This is a genomic window from Pseudorhodoferax sp. Leaf274 (genome assembly GCF_001422445.1).
Taxonomy (GTDB): domain Bacteria; phylum Pseudomonadota; class Gammaproteobacteria; order Burkholderiales; family Burkholderiaceae_C; genus Pseudorhodoferax.
On record NZ_LMNA01000028.1, the window covers coordinates 178,652 to 205,320 of the forward strand.

22 protein-coding genes and 1 pseudogene are annotated in these 26,669 nt (G+C 71.7%); 14 read left to right on the top strand and 9 right to left on the bottom strand.

Annotated elements, in window-relative coordinates:
* Nucleotides 1–13 precede the first annotated feature (13 nt).
* The 7 genes and pseudogenes from rbfA (at nucleotide 14) to ASF44_RS24725 (ending at nucleotide 8,853) form a co-directional block, all read left to right on the top strand.
* Nucleotides 14–385: a 30S ribosome-binding factor RbfA gene (gene rbfA / locus ASF44_RS24695; RefSeq protein ID WP_056901903.1), complete on the top strand. Its 372-nt coding sequence runs from the start codon at nucleotides 14–16 to the stop codon at nucleotides 383–385.
* Between the two features lie 87 nt (nucleotides 386–472).
* Nucleotides 473–1,423: a tRNA pseudouridine(55) synthase TruB gene (truB, locus tag ASF44_RS24700; protein ID WP_056902049.1), complete on the top strand. Its 951-nt coding sequence runs from the start codon at nucleotides 473–475 to the stop codon at nucleotides 1,421–1,423.
* Nucleotides 1,420–3,246: a translational GTPase TypA gene (gene typA / locus ASF44_RS24705; RefSeq protein ID WP_056901904.1), complete on the top strand. Its 1,827-nt coding sequence runs from the start codon at nucleotides 1,420–1,422 to the stop codon at nucleotides 3,244–3,246. Before truB ends, typA begins: the two co-directional genes overlap by 4 nt.
* A gap of 194 nt (nucleotides 3,247–3,440) precedes the next feature.
* Nucleotides 3,441–4,818, top strand: a pseudogene (locus tag ASF44_RS24710) (dicarboxylate/amino acid:cation symporter).
* An 83-nt stretch (nucleotides 4,819–4,901) separates the two neighbouring features.
* Nucleotides 4,902–5,594 (top strand): DUF6781 family protein, encoded by a 693-nt coding sequence (locus ASF44_RS24715; RefSeq protein ID WP_056901905.1) that lies wholly within the window; start codon nucleotides 4,902–4,904, stop codon nucleotides 5,592–5,594.
* A 57-nt stretch (nucleotides 5,595–5,651) separates the two neighbouring features.
* Nucleotides 5,652–7,433, top strand: coding sequence for a sensor histidine kinase (locus tag ASF44_RS24720; protein ID WP_235579344.1), 1,782 nt, complete (start codon nucleotides 5,652–5,654; stop codon nucleotides 7,431–7,433).
* Between the two features lie 58 nt (nucleotides 7,434–7,491).
* Nucleotides 7,492–8,853 (top strand): sigma-54 dependent transcriptional regulator, encoded by a 1,362-nt coding sequence (locus tag ASF44_RS24725; protein WP_056901907.1) that lies wholly within the window; start codon nucleotides 7,492–7,494, stop codon nucleotides 8,851–8,853.
* Nucleotides 8,854–8,884: 31 nt separating this feature from the next.
* Here ASF44_RS24725 and ASF44_RS24730 read toward each other — a convergent pair whose 3' ends face one another.
* The 4 genes from ASF44_RS24730 to ASF44_RS24745 are packed head-to-tail and all read right to left on the bottom strand — an operon-like array spanning nucleotide 8,885 to nucleotide 13,025.
* The gene (locus ASF44_RS24730) at nucleotides 8,885–9,697 is read right to left on the bottom strand and encodes an SDR family NAD(P)-dependent oxidoreductase (RefSeq protein ID WP_056901908.1); all 813 of its coding nucleotides are present in this window, start codon (nucleotides 9,695–9,697) and stop codon (nucleotides 8,885–8,887) included.
* A 13-nt stretch (nucleotides 9,698–9,710) separates the two neighbouring features.
* Nucleotides 9,711–10,490, bottom strand: a complete 780-nt coding sequence (locus ASF44_RS24735; protein WP_056902050.1) for a citryl-CoA lyase — start codon at nucleotides 10,488–10,490, stop codon at nucleotides 9,711–9,713.
* A 17-nt stretch (nucleotides 10,491–10,507) separates the two neighbouring features.
* Entirely contained in the window at nucleotides 10,508–12,013 is a 1,506-nt protein-coding gene (locus ASF44_RS24740; protein ID WP_056901909.1) for a class I adenylate-forming enzyme family protein, read from the bottom strand.
* Nucleotides 12,014–12,041: 28 nt separating this feature from the next.
* Nucleotides 12,042–13,025: a tripartite tricarboxylate transporter substrate binding protein gene (locus ASF44_RS24745; RefSeq protein WP_056901910.1), complete on the bottom strand. Its 984-nt coding sequence runs from the start codon at nucleotides 13,023–13,025 to the stop codon at nucleotides 12,042–12,044.
* Between the two features lie 81 nt (nucleotides 13,026–13,106).
* On the opposite strand from ASF44_RS24745, the gene ASF44_RS24750 reads away from it, so the two are divergent.
* The 3 genes from ASF44_RS24750 to ASF44_RS24760 all read left to right on the top strand — a co-directional run bounded on the left by ASF44_RS24750 (nucleotide 13,107) and on the right by ASF44_RS24760 (nucleotide 15,532).
* Nucleotides 13,107–13,901: an IclR family transcriptional regulator gene (locus ASF44_RS24750; RefSeq protein WP_056901911.1), complete on the top strand. Its 795-nt coding sequence runs from the start codon at nucleotides 13,107–13,109 to the stop codon at nucleotides 13,899–13,901.
* A gap of 126 nt (nucleotides 13,902–14,027) precedes the next feature.
* Nucleotides 14,028–14,909, top strand: coding sequence for a DMT family transporter (locus tag ASF44_RS24755; protein ID WP_056901912.1), 882 nt, complete (start codon nucleotides 14,028–14,030; stop codon nucleotides 14,907–14,909).
* A 206-nt stretch (nucleotides 14,910–15,115) separates the two neighbouring features.
* Complete coding sequence (locus ASF44_RS24760; RefSeq protein ID WP_082525025.1) at nucleotides 15,116–15,532, top strand: DUF2845 domain-containing protein; 417 nt, start codon at nucleotides 15,116–15,118, stop codon at nucleotides 15,530–15,532.
* A 7-nt stretch (nucleotides 15,533–15,539) separates the two neighbouring features.
* On the opposite strand, the gene ASF44_RS32075 is transcribed toward ASF44_RS24760, so the two are convergent.
* The 3 genes from ASF44_RS32075 to ASF44_RS24775 are packed head-to-tail and all read right to left on the bottom strand — an operon-like array spanning nucleotide 15,540 to nucleotide 17,982.
* Entirely contained in the window at nucleotides 15,540–15,950 is a 411-nt protein-coding gene (locus ASF44_RS32075; RefSeq protein ID WP_056901913.1) for a diacylglycerol kinase, read from the bottom strand.
* Nucleotides 15,947–17,299 (bottom strand): histidine kinase dimerization/phospho-acceptor domain-containing protein, encoded by a 1,353-nt coding sequence (locus ASF44_RS24770; protein WP_056901914.1) that lies wholly within the window; start codon nucleotides 17,297–17,299, stop codon nucleotides 15,947–15,949. Before ASF44_RS24770 ends, ASF44_RS32075 begins: the two co-directional genes overlap by 4 nt.
* Nucleotides 17,296–17,982, bottom strand: a complete 687-nt coding sequence (locus ASF44_RS24775; protein WP_056901915.1) for a response regulator transcription factor — start codon at nucleotides 17,980–17,982, stop codon at nucleotides 17,296–17,298. Before ASF44_RS24775 ends, ASF44_RS24770 begins: the two co-directional genes overlap by 4 nt.
* Nucleotides 17,983–18,043: 61 nt before the next feature.
* Here ASF44_RS24775 and ASF44_RS24780 point away from each other — a divergent pair, with 61 nt between their 5' ends.
* The 3 genes from ASF44_RS24780 to ASF44_RS24790 are packed head-to-tail and all read left to right on the top strand — an operon-like array spanning nucleotide 18,044 to nucleotide 22,501.
* Nucleotides 18,044–18,736, top strand: coding sequence for a phosphatase PAP2 family protein (locus ASF44_RS24780; RefSeq protein ID WP_082525039.1), 693 nt, complete (start codon nucleotides 18,044–18,046; stop codon nucleotides 18,734–18,736).
* A complete protein-coding gene (locus tag ASF44_RS24785; protein ID WP_082525027.1) occupies nucleotides 18,733–20,496 on the top strand; it encodes a phosphoethanolamine transferase in 1,764 nt (587 codons plus the stop codon). The genes ASF44_RS24780 and ASF44_RS24785 overlap by 4 nt, the downstream gene beginning before the upstream one ends.
* A 49-nt stretch (nucleotides 20,497–20,545) precedes the next feature.
* Nucleotides 20,546–22,501, top strand: a complete 1,956-nt coding sequence (locus tag ASF44_RS24790) for a methyl-accepting chemotaxis protein (RefSeq protein ID WP_056901916.1) — start codon at nucleotides 20,546–20,548, stop codon at nucleotides 22,499–22,501.
* A 79-nt stretch (nucleotides 22,502–22,580) separates the two neighbouring features.
* Here the strand turns inward: ASF44_RS24790 and argC are convergent, their stop codons facing one another.
* Nucleotides 22,581–23,579, bottom strand: coding sequence for an N-acetyl-gamma-glutamyl-phosphate reductase (argC, locus tag ASF44_RS24795; RefSeq protein WP_056901917.1), 999 nt, complete (start codon nucleotides 23,577–23,579; stop codon nucleotides 22,581–22,583).
* Between the two features lie 122 nt (nucleotides 23,580–23,701).
* On the opposite strand from argC, the gene ASF44_RS24800 reads away from it, so the two are divergent.
* Entirely contained in the window at nucleotides 23,702–24,586 is an 885-nt protein-coding gene (locus ASF44_RS24800) for a LysR family transcriptional regulator (protein ID WP_056901918.1), read from the top strand.
* Nucleotides 24,587–24,686: 100 nt separating this feature from the next.
* Here ASF44_RS24800 and ASF44_RS24805 read toward each other — a convergent pair whose 3' ends face one another.
* Nucleotides 24,687–26,666: a gamma-glutamyltransferase family protein gene (locus tag ASF44_RS24805; RefSeq protein ID WP_056901919.1), complete on the bottom strand. Its 1,980-nt coding sequence runs from the start codon at nucleotides 26,664–26,666 to the stop codon at nucleotides 24,687–24,689.
* Between the last annotated feature and the right edge of the window lie 3 nt (nucleotides 26,667–26,669).

Sequence of the window (26,669 nt, forward strand, 5' to 3'; positions counted from 1 at the left end):
GGAGGAGCACGCCATGCCCGCCAAGAAGTCCGCAGCGCCCAACCGCAGCCTGAAGGTGGCCGACCAGATCCAGCGCGATCTGACGGAGATCATCGCGCGCGAGCTCAAGGACCCGCGCGTGGGCATGGTCACCGTGCAGGCCGTCGAGGTCACGCCCGACTACGCCCACGCCAAGGTGTTCTTCACCGTGCTGGTGGGCAAGCCGGACGAGACGCAGGACGCGCTGAACCAGGCCGCAGGCTTCCTGCGCAACCACCTGTTCAAGCGCCTGCACATCCACACCGTGCCGACGCTGCACTTCCAGTTTGACCGCACCACCGAGCGTGCGGCCGACATGAACGCGCTGATCGCGCGCGCCGTCGCCTCGCGCGCCAAAGACGACTAGACCGTGAGCAACGCCGGGCCGCCCCAAGGTGCGAGAGCCCCCTTGGGGGGCAGCGATTTACACGCAGTGAAAGAGCGTGGGGGTCAAATTCGAGCGCCACGCACCAGGGTGCAGCGGCGCCCTGTGCATGGGGTGTTGCTGCTCGACAAGCCGCTGGGGTTCTCCAGCAACGACGCCTTGCAGAAGGCGAAGTGGTTGCTGCGCGCCGAAAAAGCCGGCCACACCGGCACGCTGGACCCGCTGGCCACCGGCGTGCTGCCGCTGTGCTTCGGCGCGGCCACCAAGTTCAGCCAGCTCCACCTGGACGCCGACAAGACCTACGAGACCACCGTGCGCCTGGGTGTCACGACGACCACGGCCGATGCCGAGGGCGACATCGTCCAGCAGCGGCCCGTGGCCTGCAGCGTGGGCCAGGTGGTCGAGGTGCTGGACCGCTTCATGGGGCCCATCGCCCAACTGCCGCCCATGCACAGCGCGCTCAAGAAGGACGGCAAGGCGTTGTACGAGTACGCGCGCGCCGGCCTGACCGTCGAGCGCCAGCCGCGCAACGTGGTCATCCATGAACTGGAGCTGCTCGAGATGCAACTGGAGGGCGATGCGCCCTTCCTGCGCCTGAAGGTGGAGTGCTCCAAAGGCACCTACATCCGCACGCTGGGCGAAGACATCGGCGAGGCGCTCGGCTGCGGCGGACACCTCGTCGCGCTGCGCCGCGTGGCCACCGGCCCGTTCGAGGCCGCGCAGTGCATCACGCTCGCCGACCTCGAAGCCCTGCCCGAAGAGCAGCGCCTGGCACGGCTGCTGCTTTGCGAAGCCCTGCTGCCCGAACACATGCGCGTCACCTTGTCCGTGCAGGATGCGGGCCGTTTCCTGTCGGGCATGCGCAGGCGTGGTGCCTGGCCCGACGCCGATGCCGCCGCGGTGTTCGGCGACCAACCGCATGCCCTCCTGGGCACCGCCCATGTCAAAGCCGGGGAGCTGATCCCGTCCCGGCTGCTGAGTCCGACCGAAATCCAACAGATCCTGGAAACCCAACCATGAGCAAACAGATCCGCAACATCGCCATCATCGCCCACGTCGACCATGGCAAGACCACGATGGTCGACCAGCTGCTGCGCCAGAGCGGCACCTTCGCCGAACACGAGAAGGTCGTCGACACCGTGATGGACAACAACGCCATCGAAAAAGAACGCGGCATCACCATCCTGGCGAAGAACTGCGCCGTGACCTGGAAGGGCACGCACATCAACATCGTCGACACCCCGGGCCACGCGGACTTCGGTGGCGAGGTGGAACGCGCCCTGTCCATGGTGGACAGCGTGGTGCTGCTGATCGACGCGCAGGAAGGCCCGATGCCGCAGACGCGCTTCGTGACCAAGAAGGCGCTGGCCCTGGGCCTGAAGCCCATCCTGGTGGTGAACAAGGTCGACAAGCCGGGCGCGCGCCCGCAGCACGTGGTCAACGCCGCGTTCGACCTGTTCGACAAGCTCGGCGCGACCGACGAACAGCTCGACTTCCCCGTGGTCTACGCCTCGGGCATCAACGGCTGGTCCTCGCTCGAAGAAGGCGCACCGGGCGAGCAGTGGGGCTCGGACATGTCGGCCCTGTTCGACACCATCCTGGACCACGTTCCCGCGAACTCGGGCGACGCGGCCGCACCGCTGCAGCTGCAGATCTCCGCGCTCGACTTCTCCACCTTCGTCGGCCGCATCGGCGTGGGCCGCATCAGCCAGGGCACGATCAAGCCCATGATGGACGTGGTGGTCATGGAAGGCCCGGACGGCAAGACCTACAAGGGCCGCGTGAACCAGGTGCTGACCTTCCAGGGCCTGGACCGCGTGCAGGCCACCGAAGCCGGCCCCGGCGAGATCGTGCTGATCAACGGCCTGGGCGACATCGGCATCGGCGTGACCATCACCGACCCGGCCAACCCGGCGCCGCTGCCCATGCTCAAGGTGGACGAGCCCACGCTGACCATGAACTTCTGCGTCAACACCAGCCCGCTGGCCGGCCGCGAAGGCAAGTTCGTGACCAGCCGCCAGATCTGGGACCGCCTGCAGAAGGAACTGCAGCACAACGTCGCGCTGCGCGTGAACGAGACCGACGAAGAAGGCATCTTCGAGGTCATGGGCCGCGGTGAACTGCACCTGACCATCCTCTTGGAAAACATGCGCCGCGAAGGCTACGAGATGGCCGTCTCCAAGCCACGCGTGGTGTTCCGCACCGTCGACGGCGAGAAGCACGAGCCGATCGAACTGGTCACGGCCGACATCGAAGACCAGCACCAGGGCGGCGTGATGCAGGCCCTGGGCGAGCGCAAGGGCGAACTGGTCAACATGGAGCCGGACGGCCGCGGCCGCGTGCGCCTGGAGTACCGCATCCCGGCGCGTGGCCTGATCGGCTTCACCAACGAGTTCCTGAACCTGACGCGCGGCTCCGGCCTGATCAGCAACATCTTCGACAGCTACGAGCCGCACAAGGGCGACATCGGCGGCCGCAAGAACGGCGTGCTGATCTCGATGGACGACGGCGAAATCTTCACCTACGCGCTGGGCAAGCTGGACGACCGCGGCCGCATGTTCGTGCGCGCCAACGACCCGGTGTACGAGGGCATGATCGTCGGCATCCACAGCCGCGACAACGACCTCGTGGTCAACGCCACGCGCACCAAGCAGCTGACCAACTTCCGCGTGAGCGGCAAGGAAGACGCGATCAAGATCACGCCGCCGATCGACCTCACGCTGGAATACGGCGTCGAGTTCATCGAGGACGACGAACTGGTCGAGATCACGCCCAAGAGCGTGCGCCTGCGCAAGCGCTATCTGAAGGAACACGAGCGCAAGCGCGCCAGCCGCGAAGGCTGATCGGTATTTCCTAGGGTTAACCCTTGAAGCGGCCTCCGGACATCCGGAGGCCGTTTTGCTTGTGCGTCTGGAAGGCCGGGGCGGCGGCATGTGGCGCGGTTGGAATCCATTGGTAAATCAATGGGTTGCGCGCCCGTCTACGGTGGCACGGGCATTGCGAAGCGGCTTCTTTCTCCACCACCAAGAGACAAGCCATGGACCAAGACTCCAAGCCCCGTCCGTTCTACCGCTCGCTGTACTTCCAGGTCATCACCGCCATCGTGATCGGCGTGCTGCTCGGGCACTTCTATCCCGACACCGGCGCCGCCATGAAGCCGCTGGGCGACGGCTTCATCAAGCTGATCAAGATGATCATCGCGCCCATCATCTTCTGCACGGTGGTGGTCGGCATCGCCGCTGCTGTATTTCGAGATCGTCAGCTCCATCGCGCTGGTCGTCGGCCTCGTCATCATCAACATCGTCAAGCCCGGTGCGGGCATGAACGTGGATGTGAGCCAGCTCGACACCAAGGCCATTGCGGCCTACACGCAGCCCGGCCAGATGCAGGGCACGGTGGACTTCCTGCTGCACGTGATCCCCAACACCGTGGTCGATGCGTTCGCCAAGGGCGAGATCCTGCAGGTGCTGCTGTTCTCGGTGATGTTCGGCTTCGCGCTGCACCGCTTCGGCGGCCGGGGCACGCTGGTGTTCGACTTCATCGAGAAGTTCTCGCACGTGCTGTTCGTGATCGTGGGCTACATCATGAAGGTCGCCCCCATCGGCGCCTTTGGTGCCATGGCCTTCACCATCGGCAAGTACGGCCTGGGCTCCCTGGTGCAGCTGGGCCAGCTGATGGCTACGTTCTACGCCACCTGCCTGTTCTTCATCTTCGTGATCCTGGGCAGCATCGCCAAGGCCCATGGCTTCTCGATCTGGAAGTTCATCAAGTACATCAAGGAAGAACTGTTGATCGTGCTGGGCACCTCGTCCAGCGAATCGGTGCTGCCGCGCATCATGGCCAAGCTGGAGAACCTGGGCGTGCGCAAGTCCACGGTCGGCCTGGTGGTGCCCACGGGCTACTCGTTCAACCTGGACGGCACCAGCATCTACCTGACCATGGCCGCGGTGTTCATCGCCCAGGCCACCAACACGCCGCTGGACATCACGCACCAGATCACGCTGCTGCTGACCATGGCCGCGGTGTTCATCGCCCAGGCCACCAACACGCCGCTGGACATCACGCACCAGATCACGCTGCTGCTGGTGCTGCTGCTGACGTCCAAGGGCGCTGCCGGCGTCACCGGCTCGGGCTTCATCGTGCTGGCGGCCACGCTGTCGGCCGTGGGCCATGTGCCGGTGGCCGGCCTGGCGCTGATCCTGGGCATCGACCGCTTCATGTCCGAGGCCCGCGCGCTGACCAACCTGATCGGCAACGGCGTGGCCACCGTGGTGGTCGGCAAGTGGACCGGCGACCTGGACACCGCGCGCATGCAGCGCGTGCTGAACAACGAGACCGGCGCCCTGGCCGACGCGCCCGAGGCCGTGCTCGATGCGGTGGACCACCACATGCCGACGGGCAAGGCGGGCGCCTGAGTTCTGCGGGCAACTTGGTGCAAGATGGGGGCCGGCCGCCGCACCGGCGTCCGCATCCGTCCTTTGCATCCAGGAGACAAGCCATGGCAAGCAGCAAGACCGGTATCGACACCGAGGCCCTGATCGCGCAGTACGAGCAGGCCACCACCCAGCAAGGCCAGGCGCTGCGCCAGGCCGTGCACGACATGACGCTCAAGGCCCTGCAGCAGCGCGAACTCACGCTCAAGGCCATCAAGGAGGTGGTCAAGTCCGTGACCGAGGCCGCCGCGCAAGGGGCGGCGCGCAACACCCACGGCGTGGACGTCGAGGCCATGCTGGCCCAGACCGTGGCCGGTGTCGACGACGCCGTGCGCCAGGCCGTGCAGGCCAGCCAGCGCGCCTTGCAGCAGCTGCTCGACCAGGGGCTGGATCTGCGCGAGAAGCAGGCCAAGAAGGCCATGGACGACATCGAGAAGATGGAGGACATGGTGTTCCAGACCATGCGCAAGGCCACCAGCGGCGCCGCGCTGGCGCCGATGCAGGGCGCCTGGGCGCAGGCCCTGATGCTGTTCGGCCAGGGCGACAGCGCCACCGGCCAGGCCGCCAACGACGCGGTGGAGCAGTTGCTGGCCAAGGCCCAGGCCGCCACGCGCGAAGGCCGGGCCTTTAACCAGCGCGCGGCCCAGGCCTTCATGGACCACTACGCCACGCTGGTCAGCGGCGTGCTGATCGGCATGTCCGAGGCCATGGGCGCAGCGCCCGCACCCGCTGCCAAGCCAGCGCGCAAGAGCCGTTGACCGGCCGGCGGGAGCGCGATGGCGGACAGCCCGACCCAGCCAGCCCGCCCGATGCGCATGGCAGCGCGCCCGGCCACGCGCCTGACCGCGCGCCTGGCCGTGCGCACCGCCACCGCCGTGCTGCTGATCGGCCTGGCGGCCTGGGCCGGCAGTTGGCTCGCCATGCGCCAGGGCCTGGCCGCGCTGGAGCAGGTGGCAGCCCAGCGGCTGGAGGTGGCGGCCGCGCGGCTCGACGCACAGCTGTCGCGCTTCGACTTCCTGCCCTCGCTGCTGGAGACCTCGCCCGAGGTCATGCAGTTCTTCGCCCAGCCCGACAACGCCCAGCGCGGCTACGGCGTCAACCTGTACCTGCAGTCGCTCAACGCCATCGCGGGTTCCGACAACCTCTACCTGGTCGACCGCGCCGGCATCGCCATCGCCGCGGCCGACTTCGCCTTGCCCGGCACGCCGTACGGGCGCGACCTTTCGTACCGGCCCTACGTGCGCGAGGCGCTGGCCGGGGGGCGTGGCCACTTCTACGGCCTGGGCGTGACCAGCGCGCGCGCGGGCTACTACCTGTCGTACGCGCTGCCTTCGCAGGGCACGGCCCTGGGGCTGGCCACCGTCAAGGTGGACCTGGCCGGCATGGAGCAGGAGTGGCGCCAGCTGCCCGGGCCCGTGCTGGTGGTGGACGAACACCAGGTCGCCATCCTGTCCAGCCGCGACGACTGGCGCTGGCGCCCGCTGGTGGCGCTCTCCGAGGCGGCCCGCGCCGAGGCCGCCGCCGCGCGCCGCTACGGGCCGAGCAGCCTGGAGCCGCTGGGCTGGCGCGACCGCGGCGCGGGCGAAGGCCAGGCCCGGCGCGTACAGGCCGCCGGCCAGCGCTGGCTGGCCAGCACGCGCCAGGTGCACCAGGGCCGCTGGCAGTTGATCCTGCTCGACGACGAGGCCGCCGTGCGTGCCAGCGCACGCAACTGGGCCTTCAGCGCGGCGCTGGCGATGGCGCTGCTGCTGGCGGCGGCGGCCTTGCTCGACGCGCGCCGCCGCGCGATCCGCCAGCACCTGGCCAGCCGCGCGGCACTGCAGCGGGCCCATGACGCGCTGGAGCGCAAGGTGGCCGAGCGCACGGCCGCGCTGCAGGCCGCGCAGGACGAACTCGTGCACGCCGGCAAGCTCGCGGTGCTGGGCCAGCTGTCGGCCGGCCTGGTGCACGAACTCAACCAGCCGCTGGCCGCGCTGCAGACCGTCTCGGACAACGCCGACCAGCTGATCCAGCGCAACCGGCTGGACGAGGCGCGCGACAACCTGGCCCGCATCGGCCGCCTCGTGGCCCGGCTCAAGCGCCTGTCATCGCAGCTGCGGCTGTTCGCCAGCAAGCCGGCCGGCATCCTGGGCAGCGTCGAGCTGCTGCGCCTGGTGCAGGAGCTGCAGCAGCAGCTCGCGCCGCGCCTGCAGGAGGCCGGCATCGCGCTGTCGCTGGACGGCGTGCCGGCCACCTTGGCCGTGGCCGGCGACGAAAGCCGCATGGAGCAGGTGCTGGCCAACCTGCTGGGCAACGCCATCGATGCGCTGCAGGGCGTGCCCGGGCCACGGCGCATCGAGGTGCAGGCCACGGTGGCCGAGGGGCGCGCCCGCGTCGCGATCCGCAACAATGGGCCTCTGATCCCCGACACCATCCTGGCCCGCATGTTCCAGCCCTTCATCACCACCAAGCCCGCCGGCAAGGGCATGGGCCTGGGCCTCATGGTCTCGGCCCACCTCGTGCGGGAGTTCGGCGGCACGCTCAGCGCGCACAACCTCGTGCCCACCGGCGCCGAGTTCGTCATCGACCTGCCGCTGCGGCGCGCGGACGCGGAATGAACCGATCCCGCCTGTTGCCGACGAGCCGCAGCCATGTGCGCTGCGCTGGAGCACCGGCATGAGCACGGGCCTGCATCCCATCCATGTGGTCTTCGTCGAGGACGACGAGGACGTGCGCGCCGGCAGCGCCCAGGCGCTGGAGCTGGCCGGCTTCGCTGTGCGGGCCTACGACTCGGTCGAGGCCGCCCGGCCCGCCGTGGCCGCCGGCATGCCGGCCGTGGTGGTCAGCGACGTGCGCCTGCCCGGCACCAGCGGGGTGGCGTGGCAGGCCGAGCTGCGCCGGCTGGACGCAGAACTGCCGGTGGTGCTGATCACCGGCCACGGCGACATCGCCATGGCCGTGCAGGCCATGCGCGAAGGCGCCTACGACTTCCTGGAAAAGCCCTGCAGCTCCGAGCAGCTGGTCGCGGTGGTGCGGCGCGCGGCCGACAAGCGCCAGCTGGCGCTGGAGGTGGCCTCGCTCAAGCGCCAGCTGGAAAGCTGGCCCGGCATCCAGGCCACGCTGCTGGGCCGCTCGGCCGCCATGCAGCGTGTGCGCGCGCTGGTGCGCACGCTGTCGGCCGCGCCGGCCGACGTGGTGCTCTACGGCGAGACCGGCACCGGCAAGGATCTCGTGGCGCGCTGCCTGCACGAGCACAGCGCGCGCCGGCAGGCCCACTTCGTGCCGGTCAACTGCGCCGGCCTGCCCGAGTCGCTGGTGGACAGCGAGATCTTCGGCCACGAGGCCGGCGCCTTCACGGGCGCCACGCGCCGGCGCATCGGCAAGTTCGAGCATGCCCACGGCGGCACGCTGTTCCTGGACGAGATCGAAGGCATGCCGCTGCCCGTGCAGGCCAAGCTGCTGCGTGCGCTGCAGGACCGCAGCATCGAGCGGCTGGGCTCCAACCAGGCCGTGCCGGTGGACTGCCGCGTGGTCGCCGCCAGCAAGGAAGACCTGCGCCTGGCCTCCGAGCAGGGGCGCTTTCGCAGCGACCTCTATTACCGCCTGGGCGTGGCCTTCATCGCGCTGCCGCCGCTGCGCGAGCGGCGCGAGGACATCCCGCTGCTGTTCGAGCACTTCGTGCTGCAGGCCGCGCGCCGCTACGAGCTGCCCGCGCCGCTGGTCACGCCCGAGATCCTCACCGTGCTGATGGCCCACACCTGGCCGGGCAACGTGCGCGAGCTGCGCAACGTAGCCGACCGCTACGTGCTGGGCCTCATGGACGAGGAGCAGGCCCGGCTGCTGGGCGACGGCCCGCCGGCCAGCAGCCTGCCCGAGCAGCTGGAGCAGATCGAGCGCGTGCTGGTGTCCGAGGGGCTGCGCCGCGCGCACGGCGACGTGGGCGCCACGGCGGGGGCGCTGGGCATCGCCAAGCAGACGCTGTACGACAAGCTCAAGCGGCTGCGCCTGGACGCAGCCGCCTACCGCGCGGGCGAGTGAGGGATCGGGAAGATCGGGCGAGCGAGCGCCTTCAGGCGTATTTGCCCGTCAGCCCGCCATCGACCACCAGTTCCGTGCCCGTCACGTAGGCCGCCGCGTCCGACAGCAGGAAGGCGCAGGCATGGGCCACGTCCCAGGCCGTGCCCATGCGCTGCATCGGCACCTGGCGCGCGCGTGCGGCGCGCGCCTCGTCCAGGCTGCTGTCCGAGAACATCTTCGCCACCGTGCCGGCGATGCGCGGCGTGTCGATCAGCCCGGGCACCACGGTGTTGGCGCGGATGCCCTGGCCCGCGTACTGCTGCGCCACCATGCGGGTGAACTGCGTGACGGCCGCCTTGGTCACGCTGTAGCCCAGGTGCGGGTAGCCCACGTAGCGCATGCCGGCCACGGAGGAGATGGCCACCAGCGCGCCGCGGCCGCGCGCGGCCATGTCCGGCAGCACCTGCTGCGCGCACAGCAGCAGGCTGCGCACGTTGACGGCGTGGATGCGGTCGAAGTCCTCGGCGCTGGTCTCCATGGGGCCGCCGGTCTTGCCGATGCCCACGTTGTGGTGCAGCGCGTCGATGGGTCCGAAGCGTGCGCGGGCGGCAGCGAACAGGCGTTCCACGTCGGCCTGCACCGCCACGTCGCCCACCAGCGTCTCGGCCTCGCCACCCTCGGCGCGGACCAGCGCCGTGGTCTCGGCGGCCGAATCGGCATCGCGGTCGGCCACGCACACGCGCGCGCCCAGGCGGGCGTAGGTCACGCACGCCGCGCGGCCGATGCTCCAGCCCGGGCCGGCCGAGCCGCCGCCGGCGACGAAGACCACGCGGCCGTCCAGGCCCAGGGGCAGGCCGGCGTTCATGCGGCGCCCCGGCTCATTGCGCGCCCTCCGGCGCCTTGCCCACGAAGGGGATGGCGTGCTCCACCGTGTCCCAGATGAAGCGGCCCGAGGGGCTTTGCTGCTCCTCGACGATGTGGGCCACCAGGCCGGCCGCGCGCGAGATCACGGCAAAGCCGCGCATCACGTGGGTCGGCACGCCGATCTCGCCCAGCAGCGCGGCCACGGCGCCCGTCGCGTTGATGGTGATGGGCCGGCCGGCAACCTGGTCCACGGCCTTGGACAGGGTCTCCAGCGCGCGGATGCGGTCGCCCTTGAGTTCGGGCTCGGCACGGCCGAGCTCCAGCAGCTTGTAGGCGCGCGGGTCCACCGGCTTGTGCAGATGGTGGCCGAAGCCCGGCACGGCGCCCCTGATCTCCTTGTAGTGGCGGGCGATCTGCAGCGCCTCGGCATCCGGGTCGGCCGCGGCGGCGATGCGATCGAGCAGCGGCGCGCAGTTCTCCATGGTGCCCACGAAGGAGCTGCCCACGGCCAGCAGGCCCGCGGCCACCGCGCCCTGCAGGTTCTCGGGCGCGCTCATGTAGATGAGGCGCGTGGCGATGGCGCTGGGCGTCAGGCCATGTTCCATCAGCACGATCAGCACCACGTCGCAGATGCGCATGTCCACCGGGCGCGGCGGGCGCTGCAGGATCTGCATCAGCATCACCTCGGTGAAGCTGCGCTGGCCCATCAGGTCTTCGACCAGGTTGGCGTCGCCGTAGTGCAGGCTGGTCAGCGTGTGCGTGCACAGGCGGGTCTCGGGGGTCTTGGTCTTCATGCGTGTCTCCTTGGACATCAATCGGCTGCCAGCGCGCGTTCGCGCACGGCGTTCTTGAGCACCTTGCCCACCGGCGAGCGCGGCAGGCTGGCGTGGAAATGGATGCGCTTGGGCGTGGCCACCGGGCCCAGCCGCTCGCGCACGAAGGCCATCAGTTCGGCCTCGCCCGCCTGCCGGCCGGGGCGCAGCTGCACGGCCGCCTGCACCGCCTCGCCCCACTTGTCGTCGGGCACGCCGAAGACCGCGCATTCGTGCACGGCCGGGTGCTGGCCCAGCGCGTTCTCGACCTCGATCGGGTAGACGTTGAAGCCGCCCGTGATGACCATGTCCTTGAGCCGGTCCTTCAGGTAGAGCATGCCGCGTTCGTCGATGAGGCCGCGGTCGCCCGTGTGCAGCCAGCCGTCCACCAGCGTCTCGGCGGTCTTGTCGGGCAGGCGCCAGTAGCCGCTCATGACGAGATCGCCGCGCGCCACCACCTCGCCCACCTCGCCGCTGGGCAGCAGCCGGCCGTCCGGCGCCATGATGGCCACGTCGCTGAACCAGGCGGTGCGGCCGACCGAGGCCCAGTTGCGCTCGTCCTCGAAATCCTCTGGCTGCAGCACGGTCAGGATCTGTGGCGCCTCGGTCTGGCCGTAGGTGGTGGCCAGCACCGGGCCGAAGAAGGCGCGCACCTCGCGGATCTTCTCGGGCGGCATGGGCGCGCCGCCGTAGATCAGCCGGCGCAGCTGCGGGAAGTCGGCCCGCTGCGCGCCCGGCAGCGCCATCAGCATGTAGATGAGCGTGGGCGGCATGAAGGCCACCGTGCCGCCGCGTTCGCGGAAGGCCTGGCGCACGGCCTGCGCACCGCTGCCGTCCAGCAGCACATGGCAGCCACCCTGGGCCAGGATGGGCAGCAGGTAGGTGGAGGTGCCGTGCGTGACGGGCGCGGCCAGCACGTAGCGCTCGTGCTCGTCGAAGCCCCAGCAGTGGATCTGGTTGGCGATGTTGGCCATCCAGGCGCGGTAGGGCTGCATCACGCCCTTGGGCGCGCCGGTGGTGCCGCCCGTGAACTTGATGGCCTGGGTGGCGTCGTCCGGCAGCGCGATCGCGGGCTGCGGCGCGCCGGCATGGCGGGCGAGCAGCGTGGCCACGGTGTCGCCGCCGTCAGGCGCCGCATCGGTCCACAGCCGGTGGCCGGGCGCGCCTTCCAGCAGATCGGCGCAGTCGGCGTCCAGCACGAGGATGCTGGGGCCGGTGGCGTCCACCAGGCGGCGCAGTTCCGGCCGCGTGCTCTTGGGGTTCAGCGGCACCCAGACCTTGCCGCTGGCGAGCACCGCCAGCAGCGCGGCGATGTGGGCCACGCTGTTGTGCGCGCAGATGCCCACGCGGCTCTGCGGCGCCGGGTCGACGGCCTGGAGCGCGGCCGCCAGTGCGCGCACGCGTCCGGCCAGCTCGGCGTAGGTGACGAGCCCCTCGGGCGCGTCGATGGCGGTGCGCCCGGGCCAGCGGGTGGCGGCGCGCCAGAAGAAATCGATGGGGTACATGGCGTGTTCCGGTGCGGGGTGGGCAGGCTTACTCGACCGAGGCGCCCGAGGCCTTGACCACCGCCTGCCAGCGTGCGATCTCGGCGTCGGCGAAGGCGCGCATCTGCGCCGGCGTGCCGGCGGCGGGCGTGGCCGCCAGGTCCTGCAGGCGCTTTCTCACCTCCGGCGTCTCCAGCGCCTGGTTCAGCGCCTGGTTGAGCCGGGCCACGACGGGCGCCGGCGTGCCGGCCGGCGCGGCCAGGCCGAACCAGGACTGCACGTCCAGGCCCGGGAAGCCGGACTCGGCCAACGTCGGCACGTCGGGCAGCATGGGCAGGCGCTGCGCGCTGGTCACGGCGATGGCGCGCAGCTTGCCCGACTGCACGTGCGGCAGCGCCGAGGGCGCGTTGTCGAACATCGACTGCACCTGGCCGCCCAGCAGGTCCGCCACGGCCGGCGCGCTGCCGCGGTAGGGCACGTGCAGCATGTTGAGCCCGGTCTGCATCTTGAACATCTCGCCTGACAGGTGGATGGACGAGCCGCTGCCCGAGGACGCGAAGGTGATGCCGTTCTTCTCGGCCTTGGCGAAGCGCTGGTACTCGTCCACCGTCTTGACCGGCAGGCCCGGGTACACCACCAGGATGTTCGGGATCTTGGCTATGAGGCCGATGGGCGCGAAGTCCTTGCGCGGGTCGTAACCCAGCTTGCCGTACAGCGAGGCGTTGATGGTGTTGGCGATGGTGTAGACGTAGAGCGTGTAGCCGTCGGCGGGGGCGCGGGCCACCACCTCGGCACCGACGTTGCTGTTGGCACCCGTGCGGTTGTCCACGATGACCGGCTGGCCCAGCAGCTCGCCCATCTTCTGGCCGACCAGCCGGGTGACCACGTCGGTCGCACCGCCTGCCGCGTAGCCCACCACCAGGCGCACGGGTTTGGCGGGCCAGGTCTCGGCGTGGGCGGGCAGGGCGGCCAGGCAGGCCAGGCCGGTGGCACAGGCCAGCAAGCGGCGGCGCGAAGGATGGCGGTGGTTCATGTTGTCTCCTTGGGTTGGATGGTGCGGCCGGGGCTGCGGCACACTGCGCGGCATCGCTCCCGACCGCCGGAATTCTTCGCCATGGCCCGCCCCAGCACGAACCAGAACGTCCACAGTGCGGACGTTTCTCCCGCCGATGCCACCGGTGCGCGTGCGTTGCGGCGCGGGCTGCAGCTGCTGGACGCGGTGCTCGATGCCGGCCCCGAGGGCCTGCGCGTGGTCGAGCTGTGCCGCGCCTGCGGGCTCGAGCGGGCCACCGTGCACCGGCTGCTGGCCACGCTGCAGGCGGCCGGCTACGTGGCCGCGGCGGGCCGATTCCGCTATGCGGCGGGGCCGCGGCTGGGCCGCACGGCGGCAGCCCCCGCCCAGCCCAACATGGCGGTGCGGCTGCAGCCGGTGCTGGCACAGGTCAGCGCGGCCTACGGCGATGCCGCCTTCGCCATCGTGCGCGAGGGGCCGCATTCGCACTGCATCGCGCGCGAGGTCGGCACCCACCCGGTGCAGGTGCTGGTGATCCAGGTGGGCACGCGCCAGCCGCTGGGCGTGGGCGCGGCCGGGCTGGCCTTGCTGTCGGCGCTGCCGGACGCCCAGGTGCAGCAGATCGTCGCCGCCAACGCGCCCGTGCTGGGTGCCTACGGCGGCATGACGGCCGAGCGGCTGCACCTGCTGGTGCGCGCCACGCGCGAGCGCGGCTGGTCGGTGATCGGCAACCACGCCACGCGCAACGTGCTGGCGGTGGGCATGGCGGTGCGCGATGCGCGCGGCGAGCCGGTGGCCGCGATCAGCCTGGCCAGCACGCTGGCGCGCATGCCGCGCGAGCGCCAGCAGCTGGTGGCGCGCACCATGCGCGAGGCCCTGGCGCCGCTGGCCGCCTGAGCGGGTGCTTCCGACACGATGGGGCGCGGGCCGGTGGATGTTGCAAGCACCGTTCCGAGCGGCGGCGCACGCTGCCGGCTGCAGCACAATCGCGCCCGGCCGATGCCTGGCCGGAGACAAGAACCCATGCAGCTGACCCATACCCGCGCCCTGTTCCTCATGGTCCTCGTGACGCTGATGTGGTCGATCGCCGGGGTGGTCACGCGGCACCTGCAGGCGGCCGAGGGCTTCGAGGTCACCTTCTGGCGCAGCTTCTTCACGCTGCTCACGCTGCTGGTGCTGCTGCCGGCGCTGCAGGGCCGGGCGCTGCTGGCGCGCATGCGCGCGGCCGGCTGGGCGCTGTGGGTCTCCGGCGTGTGCTGGAGCGTGATGTTCACGGCCTTCATGCTCGCGTTGACGCTGACCAGCGTGGCCAACGTGCTCGTGACCATGGCGCTCGGGCCGCTGTTCACGGCGCTGGTGGCGCGCTTCGCGCTGGGCCACCGGCTGGCGCCGCGCACCTGGCTGGCCATCGTGCTGGCCGGCATCGGCATCGCCTGGATGTACGGCACGCAGCTCGGCCTGGGCGAGGGCGGCGTGCTGACCGGTACGCTGGTGGCGCTGTGCGTGCCGGTGGCCGCGGCCGTGAACTGGACCGTGGTGCAGCGCAGCCATGCGTCCGGCCGCGACCTCGACCTGGTGCCGGCCGTGCTGGTGGGCGCGCTGCTGTCCTCGCTGACCACGCTGCCGGCCGCCCTGCCGCTCACGGCCACGGCGCACGACGTCGGCCTGCTGGCGCTGCTGGGCGTGGTGCAGCTGGCCATTCCCTGCGTGCTGGCGGTGCGCTGCGCGCGCGTGCTGGCGGCGCCCGAGGTCTCGCTGCTGGCGCTGCTGGAGGTGATCTTCGGCATCGCGCTGGCCTGGCTGGGTGCGGGCGAGCAGCCCGGGCCCTCGGTGCTGGCGGGCGGCTCGCTGGTGATCCTGGCGCTGGTGGGCAACGAGTTGCTGGGCTGGCGCGCGCGGCGGTAAACGAATCCACCCCGTTTGGCTGGCGCACTGCGTGTCGCCATCCGATACCCCTCACGGCGGCGCACCCGGCGGCCGGGCAAGCCGGTTCCGCGGGTGCACGCGCTTGGCCTGCTCCGCGGCCGTGCGGCCAGCAGCCGCGAGCCGGTTCCGTGTCCTGCGAGTGGCTCCAGCGCGATGAGCACGCGCGGCAGGGATATGCTCGTGCCATGCCGCACCCGACTCCACCGCCCCGGACCCGTCCGCCCGCACGCGTGCCGGCGGCATGGCGCACCCTGGCGGCCTTGCCGATCCTGGCTGCGCTGGCGGCGCTGGCCGCGCCCGCGGCCCAGGCCTCGCCGTCCATGCGCTGCAATGGCCACCTCGTGGGCAAGGGCGAATCGCCGGTGGCGCTGCTGCACAAGTGCGGCGAACCGGTGTACCGCCAGCCGGTCTGCGTGCCGATGCTGCAACTGGGCTGGATCGTCACGCCCTACCGCGGCGACGGCCCGGGCGCCGTGCTGGCCAACCAGTGCGTGCCCATGGAGGAGTGGACCTACGACCGCGGCCCCGGCAACTTCCTGGGCATCGTGCGCCTGTACAACGGCGCGATCGAGTCGGTGCGCGACGGCGCGCGGCTGCGCTGAGCCCCGGTCAACCCAGCCGCGCCACCAGCGCCGCCACCCAGACCCCGACGCAGAACAGCAGCGCCAGCAGCACGGCCGCGCTGCCCAGGTCCTTGGCGCGCTTGGACAGCGCATGCCACTGCGGGCCGAGCCGGTCGATGGCCGATTCGACGGCCGTGTTGAGCAGCTCCACCACCAGCACCGCCACCACGCTGCCCACCAGCAGCGCCACCTCGACCCAGCCGCGGCCGAGCCAGAAGGCCAGCGGCAGCAGCACCAGCGACAGCTGGGCCTCCAGCCGGAAGGCCTTCTCGGCCCAGCCGGCGCGTAGCCCCTCCAGCGAATAGAGCAGCGCATGCCACAGGCGCACGGGGCCATGGCGGCGCTTGTGCGGGTTGTCGAACGAGGGCGCGGGCGGGGTGGAGCGGTCTTGGGTCACGGTGGGGAGGGTGGATGGCCGGGCGCAGTGCCCAGCGTGAGGGTGTCGCAGCGCCAGCCGTCGGCGTCCGGCCCGGTGGTGGCGAAGGTGCCGCCATGCACGGCGGCCACGCGCCGCACGACCTGGTGGCCCAGCCCCAGGCCCAGCACGGCGCCGCTGCGGCGGCGGTCGGTGGGGTGCAGCACGCTGGCGGCGTTGTCGCGCACCTGCAGCGCGGGTGGGTCGGCCTGCACGCGGATCTCGACGGCCGTGCCCGGCGGCGTGTGGCCCAGCGCGTTGACGACCAGGTTGCGCAGCGCGATCTCCAGCAGCACCGGGTGGCCGTTGGCCATGCATTCGGCCGGCGCGTCGACCGCCAGCTCGTGCACGCCGTCGAACGCCTCCTGGGCCTGCTCGGCCGCGATCCGGCGGGCCAGTGCCGCCAGGTCCAGCGGCTGGGCGGCCTCGGCCAGCTGGGCCCGGCCGGCCCGGGCCAGGGCCAGCAGGTCGTCCATGATGGCCGCGGTGCGCGCGGCATCGGCCTCGACCTGCAGCAGCGCGGCCTGGCGCTGCTCCGGCTTCAGCGTGCCGCGCAGCGAGGCGGCGTGCAGCCGCAGCGAGGACAGTGGCGTGCGCAGCTCGTGCGCGAAGGTGTCGGCCAGCTCGCGCTCGTGCACCAGCGCGGTCTGGTAGCGCGCCGCCAGCGTCTGGATCGACTCCACCATGGCCTGGAACTCGGCGTGCGCCGGCGCCTGCAGCCGGCTGGCATGGTGGATGTCCAGCGCCCGCACGCGCGCGCTCAGGTCCAGCAGCGGGCGCAGGCCGCGCCGCACGGCCAGCGTCAGCACCAGCGTGACGATGGGCAGCAGCCACAGGCCGGGCGTGGCCACCTGCTCGGCGATGTCCTCAGCCAGCTCGTCGCGTTCCTGCACGCTGAGCAGCACGGCGACCTTGCGTTCATGGCGCGCACCGTCCCAGCGCACGAACACGCGCCAGGCCTGGGCCGGCTGGCCCAGCTGCAGCGTGGAGAAGCCTTCGGGCGCGTCGGCGGGCGGCAGCGGCGCCGGGCCGGTGCTGGTCAGCAGCGCGCCGTCCGCGTTCCAGACCGCCACGCTGAGCGACTGCTGGTAGTCGTGCGCCTTGAGGCTGGGCGACACGCCCAAGGGTGCGGCATCGGGCCGCTGCTCGAACACGGTGCCGGGCTGCGACAGCAGCAGCGAGGCCACGCTGGCCAGGTGGCCGTCGGTGAGTTCGTCGGCTTCTTCCACGCCGGTGTGGTAGCCGACCAGCATGAACACCGACCAGACCACGACCAGCGCGCCCAGCGTCCAGGCCAGCAGCTGGCGCTGCAGCGAGGGCCGGCGCGTCACTTGCGCACGTCCTCGGGCACGAAATAGCCGACGCCGCGCATGGTCTGGATCAGGCCGTCGCCGAGCTTCCTGCGCAGGTGGTGCACGTGGACCTCGATGGCGTTGCTCTCCAGCGCCTGGTCGAAGTTGTACAGGCTGGCCTCGATCTGCTGGCGCGAGAGCACGCGCGGGCTGGCCTGCAGCAGCGTGAGCAGCACGCCGAACTCGCGCGTGGACAGGTCCACCGCGCGGCCGTCCTGGCGCACCTGGCGCGCCGCCGGGTCCAGCTCCAGCGTGCCGCGGCACAGCAGCGGCTGCGGGCGGCCGGCGGCACGGCGGCACACGGCGCGCAGCCGGGCCGCCAGTTCGTGCGCGTCGAAGGGCTTGCCCAGGTAGTCGTCGGCGCCCATGTCCAGGCCCGTGATGCGCGAGGCCACCTGGTCGCGCGCGGTCATGATCAGCACCGGCGTGGCCGGGTCGGGCCGGCTGCCGGTCGGCGCGTGGCGCAGGCGCTGCAGCAGCGTGGCGCCGTCGCCGTCGGGCAGGCCCAGGTCCAGCAGCACGGCGTCGAAGGGCTCCACGCGCAGCGCCGACCAGGCCGCCTCCAGGCTGCCGACGCAATCGACCGCCCAGCCGTGCTGGCCCAGCGTCAGGCGCAGGCCCTGGGCGATGCCCGGATCGTCTTCCACCACAAGAACACGCATGCCGCCATTGTGCCGAGCGCTCTTAAGGGTTCCTTAAGTGAGCGGCACGAAGCTCGCCGGCATGCAAGATCGACACGGAATCAAAGGCCCCGGCATCGTGGTGCTGGCCCTGCTGGCGCTGCCGCTGCTGTGGGACGCCGGCGGCTGGGACCTGGCCCTGGCCCAACGGATGGGCGGCGCGGACGGCTTCGCGCTGCGGGGCAACTGGTGGCTCAACCATGTGCTGCACGACGGCGCGCGCCAACTGGCCTGGGGCCTGGGACTCCTGCTGTGCCTGTCCGTGGCCTCGCCGGTCGGGCCGCTGCGCCGGCTGCCCTTCGCACGGCGCCTGCAGCTGGCGCTGTCGGGCCTGCTGGCCACGGGCATGGTCTCGCTGATCAAGTCGGGCAGCCACACCAGCTGCCCCTGGGACCTCGCGGCCTTCGGCGGCGTGGCCCGCTACCAGTCGCACTGGCTGGGCTGGCTGCAGGAAGACGGCGGCGCCGGGCGCTGCTTTCCGGCCGGCCATGCCAGCGCCGGCTTCGCCTACGTCGCGGGCTGGTTCGCGCTACGGCGCGACCTGCCGCGCCTGGCCACGGCCTGGCTGGCCGTGGCCATCGCCACGGGCCTGGTGCTGGGCCTCGCGCAGCAGCTGCGCGGCGCCCATTTCATGAGCCACACGCTGTGGACGGCCTGGATCTGCGCGGCCGTGGGCTGGGCCGTGGACGCCGCGTTCGCGCGTGTGCGGACCGACATGCAAGGAGCGATGGCATGAGCGCCGTGCCGCGCCGCGCCCGGCAAGCGCGCACCGCCGAAGGTCTCCGCATCACGCGCCGTCCGGTTTCGCCCCTGTGGCTGGTGCTGGCCGCCAGCCTGTGGATGACCCTGCTGGGCAACGGTGCGCTGTGGCAGCGCCTGTCCGAGCTGGGCCTGCTCGCCGGCGGCCGTGGCCTGGCCTTCGGCGCCACGCTGTGGCTGGCCATCTGGGCGCTGCTGGCCGCGCTGCTCGGCCTGTTCGCCTGGCGGCCCACGCTCAAGCCCATGCTCGTGCTGCTGCTGTTCAGCACGGCGCTGGCGCGGCACTTCATGGGCAGCTACGGCGTGCTGATCGACCCCGGCATGCTGGTCAACGCCATGCAGACCGACTGGCGCGAAGCCGGCGCGCTGCTGAACTGGCAGCTGCTGGCCGGCGTGCTGGTGCTGGCCGTGCTGCCGGCCTGGCTGGTCTGGCGCCAGCCCGTGGCCTACGGCGCGGTGCGGCGCCAGCTCTGGCGCAACCCGGCGTTCTCGCTCGCGGCCCTGCTGGCGCTGGCCGCGCTGGTGCTGGCCATGTTCCAGCCGCTCGCTTCCGCCAGCCGCAACAACAAGGACCTGCGCTACCTCGTCAATCCGGTGTCCAGCCTGGTGTCGGTCGCGCGGCTGGCGGCGCGGCCCTTCCAGCACGAGGCCGGCCCGCTGCAGCCGCTGGGCGAGGATGCCCAGCTGGCGCTTGCCACGCCGGCCGGCACCGCCCCAGGCGCGCGGCCGCGCCTGCTGCTGCTGGTGCTGGGCGAGACCGCGCGCAGCGACCATTTCGGGCTGAACGGCTACGACCGGCCGACCACGCCCGCGCTGGAGCGCGAGCAGGTGCTGAGCTTCCGCAACGCGTGGTCCTGCGGCACCAGCACGGCCGAGTCGCTGCCCTGCATGTTCTCGCACCTGCCGCGCGAGGAGTACCTGCACCGCAGCGGCAACTACGAGACCTTGCTCGACGTGCTGCAGCGTGCCGGCCTGGCCGTGCTGTGGTTGGACAACCAGTCCGGCTGCAAGGGCGTGTGCGACCGGGTGCCGAACGGCGCCACCGACACCACCGCCGCCAGCCCACTGTGCAGCGGCGGCGAGTGCCTGGACGGCGCGATGCTGGAGCAGCTGCAGGCCCGCCTGGCCACGCTGGACCCGGCGCGCCGCGCGCGCGGCACCGTGGTGGTGCTGCACCAGATGGGCAGCCACGGCCCGGCCTACGCCCACCGCTCGCCGGCCTCGGCCAAGCGCTTCCTGCCCGAGTGCACGAGCAATGCGCTGCAGGACTGCGATCCCCAGGCGCTGCGCAACGCCTACGACAACTCCATCGCCTACACCGACCAGTTCCTGGGCGAGGCCATCGCCTGGCTGCGGCGCAACCCCACGGGCACCGACAACGCGCTGATGTACGTGTCCGACCATGGCGAATCGCTGGGCGAGAACAACCTGTACCTGCACGGCATGCCCTATGCCATCGCGCCCGACGTGCAGAAGCATGTGCCCTGGATCACTTGGCTGTCGACCGGCTTCGCGCAGGCCACGGCGCTGTCGGACGGCTGCCTGCGCGCGCGTGCCGACGCGCGGGTCTCGCACGACGACTACTTCCACTCGGTGCTGGGGCTCATGGACGTGTCCACGCGCATCTACCGCATCGCGAACGACGCCTACGCGCCGTGCCGGCAGGACGCCACCTGGGCCGGCCGCCTGCCGCGCCAGGCCGCGGCGCTGGCCGGCGCGCCGACAGGCGGTTCCTGAACCGCGCTGTGCGGCTCGGCCGTGGCTTGGAACTTGCGGGTCCCGCCGCATGCTCCAACGCCTGTCCCTCTTCCAGAAATTCGCCATCCTCGCGCTGATCGGCGTGCTCATGTGCCTGCTGCCCAGCTGGCTCTACACCCGCGGCGCGCTGCAGACGCTGCAGCAGGCCAGCCACGAAGCCCGCGGCGCCGCGCCGCTGGCCGCGCTCAACCAGACCGTGCAGTGGATGCAGGTGCACCGCGGCCTGTCGGCCAGCATGCTCAGCGGCAACGAGGTGCTGGCCGCGCGCCGCCCGGCCGCGCGCGACGCGGTGGCCAAGGCCCTGGAGGCCGCGGACGCGCGCTTCGCCGAAGCCGATGTGCCGGCCGCGCAGCGCCAGGCCTTTGGCCAGGTGCGCCAGACCTGGCAGCAACTGGAGTCCGAGGTGGCCGCGCGCAGCCTGGAGGCGCCGCAGAGCACCGCGCGGCACACCGCCCTCGTCGCCGCCACCATGCGCATCGGCGAGGAACTGCTGCAGAGCTTCCGGCTCACGGTGGAGCCCGACCCCGCGCTGCAGGCGCTGATCCAGGCCTCGCTGGTGCAGGCCCCCATGCTGGGCGAGAAGCTGGGCGTGATGCGGGCGCAGGGCGCGTCCTTCCTCGCGCGCGGCGAATTGCCGCCGCCCGGCCGCGCGCTGCTGCAGTCGCTGCGCGAGCGCGTGCTCGAGCTGCAGGGCGAGGCCTTTCGCAACTTCGCGCGCGCCACCGCGGCCGACGCCGGCCTGCGCGAGGCACTGCAGGCGCCGGCGCGCCAGCAGGCCGAGCGCATCAGCGCCACGCTGCAGCTGGCCGAGCGCGAACTGCTGCAGGCCGCCACGCTCACGCTGCCCGGCCAGGCCTACTTCGACGACTTCACCCGGACCATCGACGGCCTGTACGCACTCAACACGCTGGCCATGGCCAGCCTGGACGCGGCGCTGCAGCAGCGCATCGTGGACCAGCGCCGCGCGCTGCTGTGGACCGGCCTGGCGCTGGCAGTGGCGCTGCTGCTCGCCGGCGGGCTGATGGCCGCGTTCGTGCGCTCCATCACGCGGCCGCTGGCGCAGGCCGTCGCGCTGGCGGGCGCCGTGGCGCAGGGCGACCTGGCCGGCCCGGGCATCGCGCACGGCACGGACGAGGTCGGCCGGCTGATCGCCGCGCTGCTGCGCATGCGCGAGCAGCTGACCCAGGTGGTGGTGCGCGTGCGCGGCAATGCCGACGGCGTGGCCACCGCCAGCGCCGAGATCGCCCAGGGCAACAACGATCTCTCTGCGCGCACCGAGAGCCAGGCCAGCGCGCTGCAGCAGACCGCGGCCTCGATGGAGCAGATGACCGCCACCGTGCGCCAGAACGCCGACACCGCGCGCCAGGCCAGCCAGTTGGCGGCCAGCGCCAGCAGCGTGGCCGAGCAGGGCGGCGCCGTCGTCGCGCAGATGGTCCGGACCATGCAGGGCATCCATGCCGCGTCGGGCCGCATCGCCGACATCATCGGCGTGATCGACGCGATCGCGTTCCAGACCAACATCCTGGCGCTCAACGCCGCCGTGGAGGCCGCGCGCGCGGGCGAGCACGGCCGCGGCTTCGCGGTCGTCGCCAGCGAGGTGCGCATCCTGGCCAAGCGCAGCGCCGACGCGGCCAGGGAGATCAAGGCGCTCATCACCGACAGCGTGCAGGGCGTCGACGCCGGCAACGCGCTGGCCGGCCAGGCCGGCACCACCATGCAGGAGCTGCTGGCCGCCGTGCGCCGCGTGTCCGACCTGATCGGCGAGATCAGTGCTGCCAGCCAGGAGCAATCGCAGGGCGTGGCCCAGGTCGGCGAGGCCGTCACGCAGATGGACCAGACCACGCAGCAAAACGCCGCGCTGGTCGAGCAGATGGCCGCCGCCGCGGGCAGCCTGCGCAGCCAGGCCGGCGCGCTGGTCGAGGGCGTGGCGGTGTTCCGCACGCAGGCATCGGCGCGAGGCGCGCTGCTGCTGGAGCCGGCCTGAGGGCCTGGACGTCTGGGTTCCTGAGCGCTGAGCGCTTGAGCGGCGCGCGCGCCGACCCAGCCGCTCGCGCGCTTGCCTTTCAGGCGGCGAGCAGGCCGCCGTGCGTCTGGGCCTGGGCCTGTGCCGGGGCCTCGGCCTGCAGCTGCCATGGCGCCGACAGGCCCAGCATCAGCCCCAGGTTCTGCACCGCGCCACCGGCGGCCCCCTTGCCCAGGTTGTCGAACACCGCAGACAGCAGCACCTGGCCCGTGCGCTCCTGCGTGAACACCGCCAGACGCAGGCGGTTGCTGCCGTTCAGCGCGCGCGGGTCGAGCCGCTGCGCATCGGCATCGGCGCCCAGCGGCTGCAGTTCGATGCAGGCCTGCCCCGCGTAGCGCGCCGCCAGCGCGGCGTGCAGACGCGCGGCCGTCACGCCGGCGGGCAGCAGGCGCAGGTGCAGCGCGATGGTCAGCACGATGCCTTGCCGGTAGTGGCCGTAGGCCGGCACGAACACCGGCGCATGCGCCAGGCCCGCATGCTGCTGGATCTCGGGCACGTGCTTGTGCTGCAGCCCCAGGCCGTAGACCTGGAACGGCGCCGCGGTGGCGGCCGCTGCGCCCTCGTGGTCGTCGAGCCCGGCGCGCCCGCGCCCGGAGTAGCCCGACACCGCGTGGATGGCCAGCGGATGGTCGGCCGGCAGCAGCCCGGCGTCGACCAGCGGCCGGAGCAGGGCCACGGCGCCGGTCGGGTAGCAGCCGGGGTTGCTGACGCGCCTTGCGCTGGCGATGCGGCCGGCCTGTTCGGCGTCCAGCTCCGGCAGGCCATAGACCCAGCCCGGCGCGGTGCGGTGCGCGGAGCTGGCGTCGATCACGCGCACGCCGGGGCGGCGCACCAGCGCCACGGCCTGGCGCGCGGCCTCGTCCGGCAGGCACAGCAAGGCGACGTCGCAGTCGTTCAGCGCCTCGGCGCGGTGGGCGGCGCTCTTGCGGTGTGCGGGCGGCAGCTGCAGCACGCGCAGGTCGGTCCGGCCGGCCAGCCATTGCCGCACCTGCAGGCCGGTCGTGCCTTGGTCGCCATCGATGAAAACGAGAGGGGTCATGGGGCTGCTCCGGTGGGGTTCGGGGCGCATGGTGCAGCGTGCGGCGCGTGCAGGCCAGTTGAATCTGACAAACTCGCCATGCACGAATCCTGAATCACCCTGCGCCCCCTGGGCGCTGCACGATGCGCGAAATCAACCTCGACCGCCTGCGCACGCTGCTGGCCGTGGCCGACCTCGGCTCCTTCGCCAAGGCGGCCAAGGCACTGCACCTGGCGCCGCCCACCGTCACGCTGCACGTGGCGCAGCTCGAAGCCCGCCTCGGCACGCGCCTGCTGCACCGCGCGCCCTCGGGCGTGACGCCGACATCCGCCGGCAGCCTGCTGATCGACAAGGCGCGGCGGCTGCTGGCCGAGGCCGACGACCTGCTGCAGGCCGTCCAGGCCCAGATCGCCGCGCGCGGCGGCCGCGTGCGCCTGGGGGCGTCCACCGGCGCGCTGGCGCACCTGCTGCCGCAAGCGCTGGAGGCCCTGGCGGCGCGGCACCCCGAGATCGACGTGCAGGTTGCGGTGGTGACCAGCGTGGAAGCCCTGGCGCGGCTGGCCGCCGGCAGCCTGGACATCGGCATCGTCGCGCTGCCGCAGCCGGTGCAGCGCGGCCTGCGCGTGCAGGCCTGGCGCAAGGACCCCGTGCTCGCGTTCATCCCGACCGGCTGGAATCCGCCGCGGCATGTGACGCCGGCCTGGCTCGCCGCCCGGCCCCTGATCGCCAACGACCGCGGCACGCGGCTGTCGCGCCAGACCGCCGAATGGTTCGCCGCCGCCGGCGAGCGGCCGCAGGCGCGCATCGAGCTGAACTACAACGACGCGATGAAGAGCCTCGTGGCCGCGGGCTATGGCGCCGCGCTGCTGCCGCACGAAGCGGGCGCGCCGCCGCCCGAACCGCGCATCAGCATGCGGCCGCTGCGGCCGGCCCTGTCGCGGGCACTGGGCATCGCGCACCGGGCCAGGCTGGACGACGGTGCGACGCAGGTGACGCTGCGGGCCTTGCTGGCGATGAAGGCGGTGTGAGCGGGAGGGACGGCGAAAGCCCGCGCAGAGCGGGCAGAAACGCGCAAGGCCCGTTGCCGGGCCTTGCGTTGGGGTGAAGAGGGCGAAGAGCCCTCTGGCGTCACAGGGCGCCGTCGCCCAGCACGATGCCCTCGCGGCGTGGGTCCACGCCGCCTTGCAGCACCCACTTGCCGTCCTTCTGGACGCGCATCACGGTGGAGATGCCGCTGGACTGGGCACCGGTGTTCACCGTGTGGCCCAGGGCCTGCAGGCCGCTCACCAATCCCGAGAGGTCCAGCGTGGCATTGGGGTTGGCAGCCCTGCGGAAGTTCGAGCCGTCCACGTTGGTCGTAACGCTGTTGGTAGCGCCGAAGTCCACCAGCGAGGTGGCCTGCTGCGCATCCAGGCCCCAGTCGAGCGCGCCGACCACGGTCTTGAGCACGTACTGGATGATGGTGCCGCCGCCCGGTGAGCCGGTGGCCATCATGAAGTCGCTCGTGTCGGCACCGCGGAACACCAGCGTGGGTGCCATGGTGCTGCGCGGCCGCTTGCCCGGGGCAATGCGGTTGGCGACCAGAGTGCCGGTGCTGTCGGTCGGCTGGACCGAGAAGTCGGTCAGCTGGTTGGTCAGCAGGAAGCCGTTGGTCATGTGGAAAGAGCCCATGCTCGACTCCACCGTCGAGGTGACCGAGGCCACATTGCCGTAGGCATCGACGATGGAGAAATGCGTGGTGCCCGCTTCCGTCGAGGTGTCCCGGCCCAGCGGCACGTTGCCCAGGTCACCCGGCTGTGCGGTGCCCATGCTGCGGGTCATGCTGATCAGGTTGGCGCGGCTCTTGAGGTAGTTCTTGTCGAGCATGGTCGCCAGGCCACTGCCGGGCAGCGGGATGTAGTCCGTGTCGGCCACGTACTTGTCGCGGTCGGCGTAGGCCAGGCGGTTGGCCTCGGACACCAGGTGCACGCCCATGACGCTGGGTATGCCGCCCTCGTTCTCGGGGTTGGTGGGGCCGTAGCCCGACATCGTGAAGTTCTCCAGGATGCCCAGGGACTGCGCGATCGCGATGCCGCCGGAGGACGGCGGCGCCATGGAGCAAACGTAGTAGGCGCGGTAGGTGATGCAGGCCGGATCGCGCTTCTTGGGTTGGTAGCCTGCCAGGTCAGACAGGGTCATGAGGCCCGGGGTGATCGGCGTACGGGCGGCGTCGTCGCCCACGCTCTGCGCCACCTTGGCCACGATGGCCTCGGCGATCGGCCCTGTGTGCAAGGCATTGGCGCCTTGAGTGGCCAGCGCTTTCAGGGTGTCGGCATAGGGCAGATTCTTGTTGGTGTCGCCGGCCTTCTTGGGCGTGCCATCGGCGTTGAAGAAGGCGGCCACGGCGTTGGCGTCGCGGCGCAGGTCGGCTGCCGTGCTGTTGATCGCATCGCCCATGCGCCTTGGAATGATGTAGCCGTTCGTTGCCAGGTCGATGCCTTCATCGAAGAGCTGGTTCCATTTCAGCTTTCCGTGCTCCTTGTGCGCCATCTCCATCATGCGCATCACGCCTGGAACGCCAATCGAGCGGCCGCTGCGGCGGGCGTCCGGAACTGGGCGCGGCGACCCTGCATCTGCCTGTTCCTGGCGGGCCAGGTAGAAGTTCGTTGCCGCGGCGGGCGCGGTTTCACGGCCGTCGTAGGCCGTGATCTTCTTGCTCCCGGCGTCGTAGTACATCATGAAGGCGCTGCCGGCGAGGGTGCTCGACTGGGGTTCGACCAACCCGAGCACGGCCTGCACGGCGATGGCGGCGTCTGCGGCCGTGCCACCGGCCTTGAGCACCTCGCATCCAGCCTTCACCGCGAGTGGCGTGTTGGCCACCACCATGTAGCTGTTGGAGTTTTTGGCCTTGTAGCCGAGGCGGTAGTCCGAGGCCGGCTCGGGTGCCGCCGGGTCGCCGGCCAGTCCCGACCCCACAGTGATGGGCGTCCCGCTGCCGTTGGCCAGTGAGCAGCTGCTCGGGTTCGTGTCGACGACCAGATCATCTCCATCGCCGCCGCAAGCGACGAGGGCGAGAGCGACTGCAATCGGGGTGGCGATCCAGAGAGGGGTACGTGTTGTTGATTTCATTGG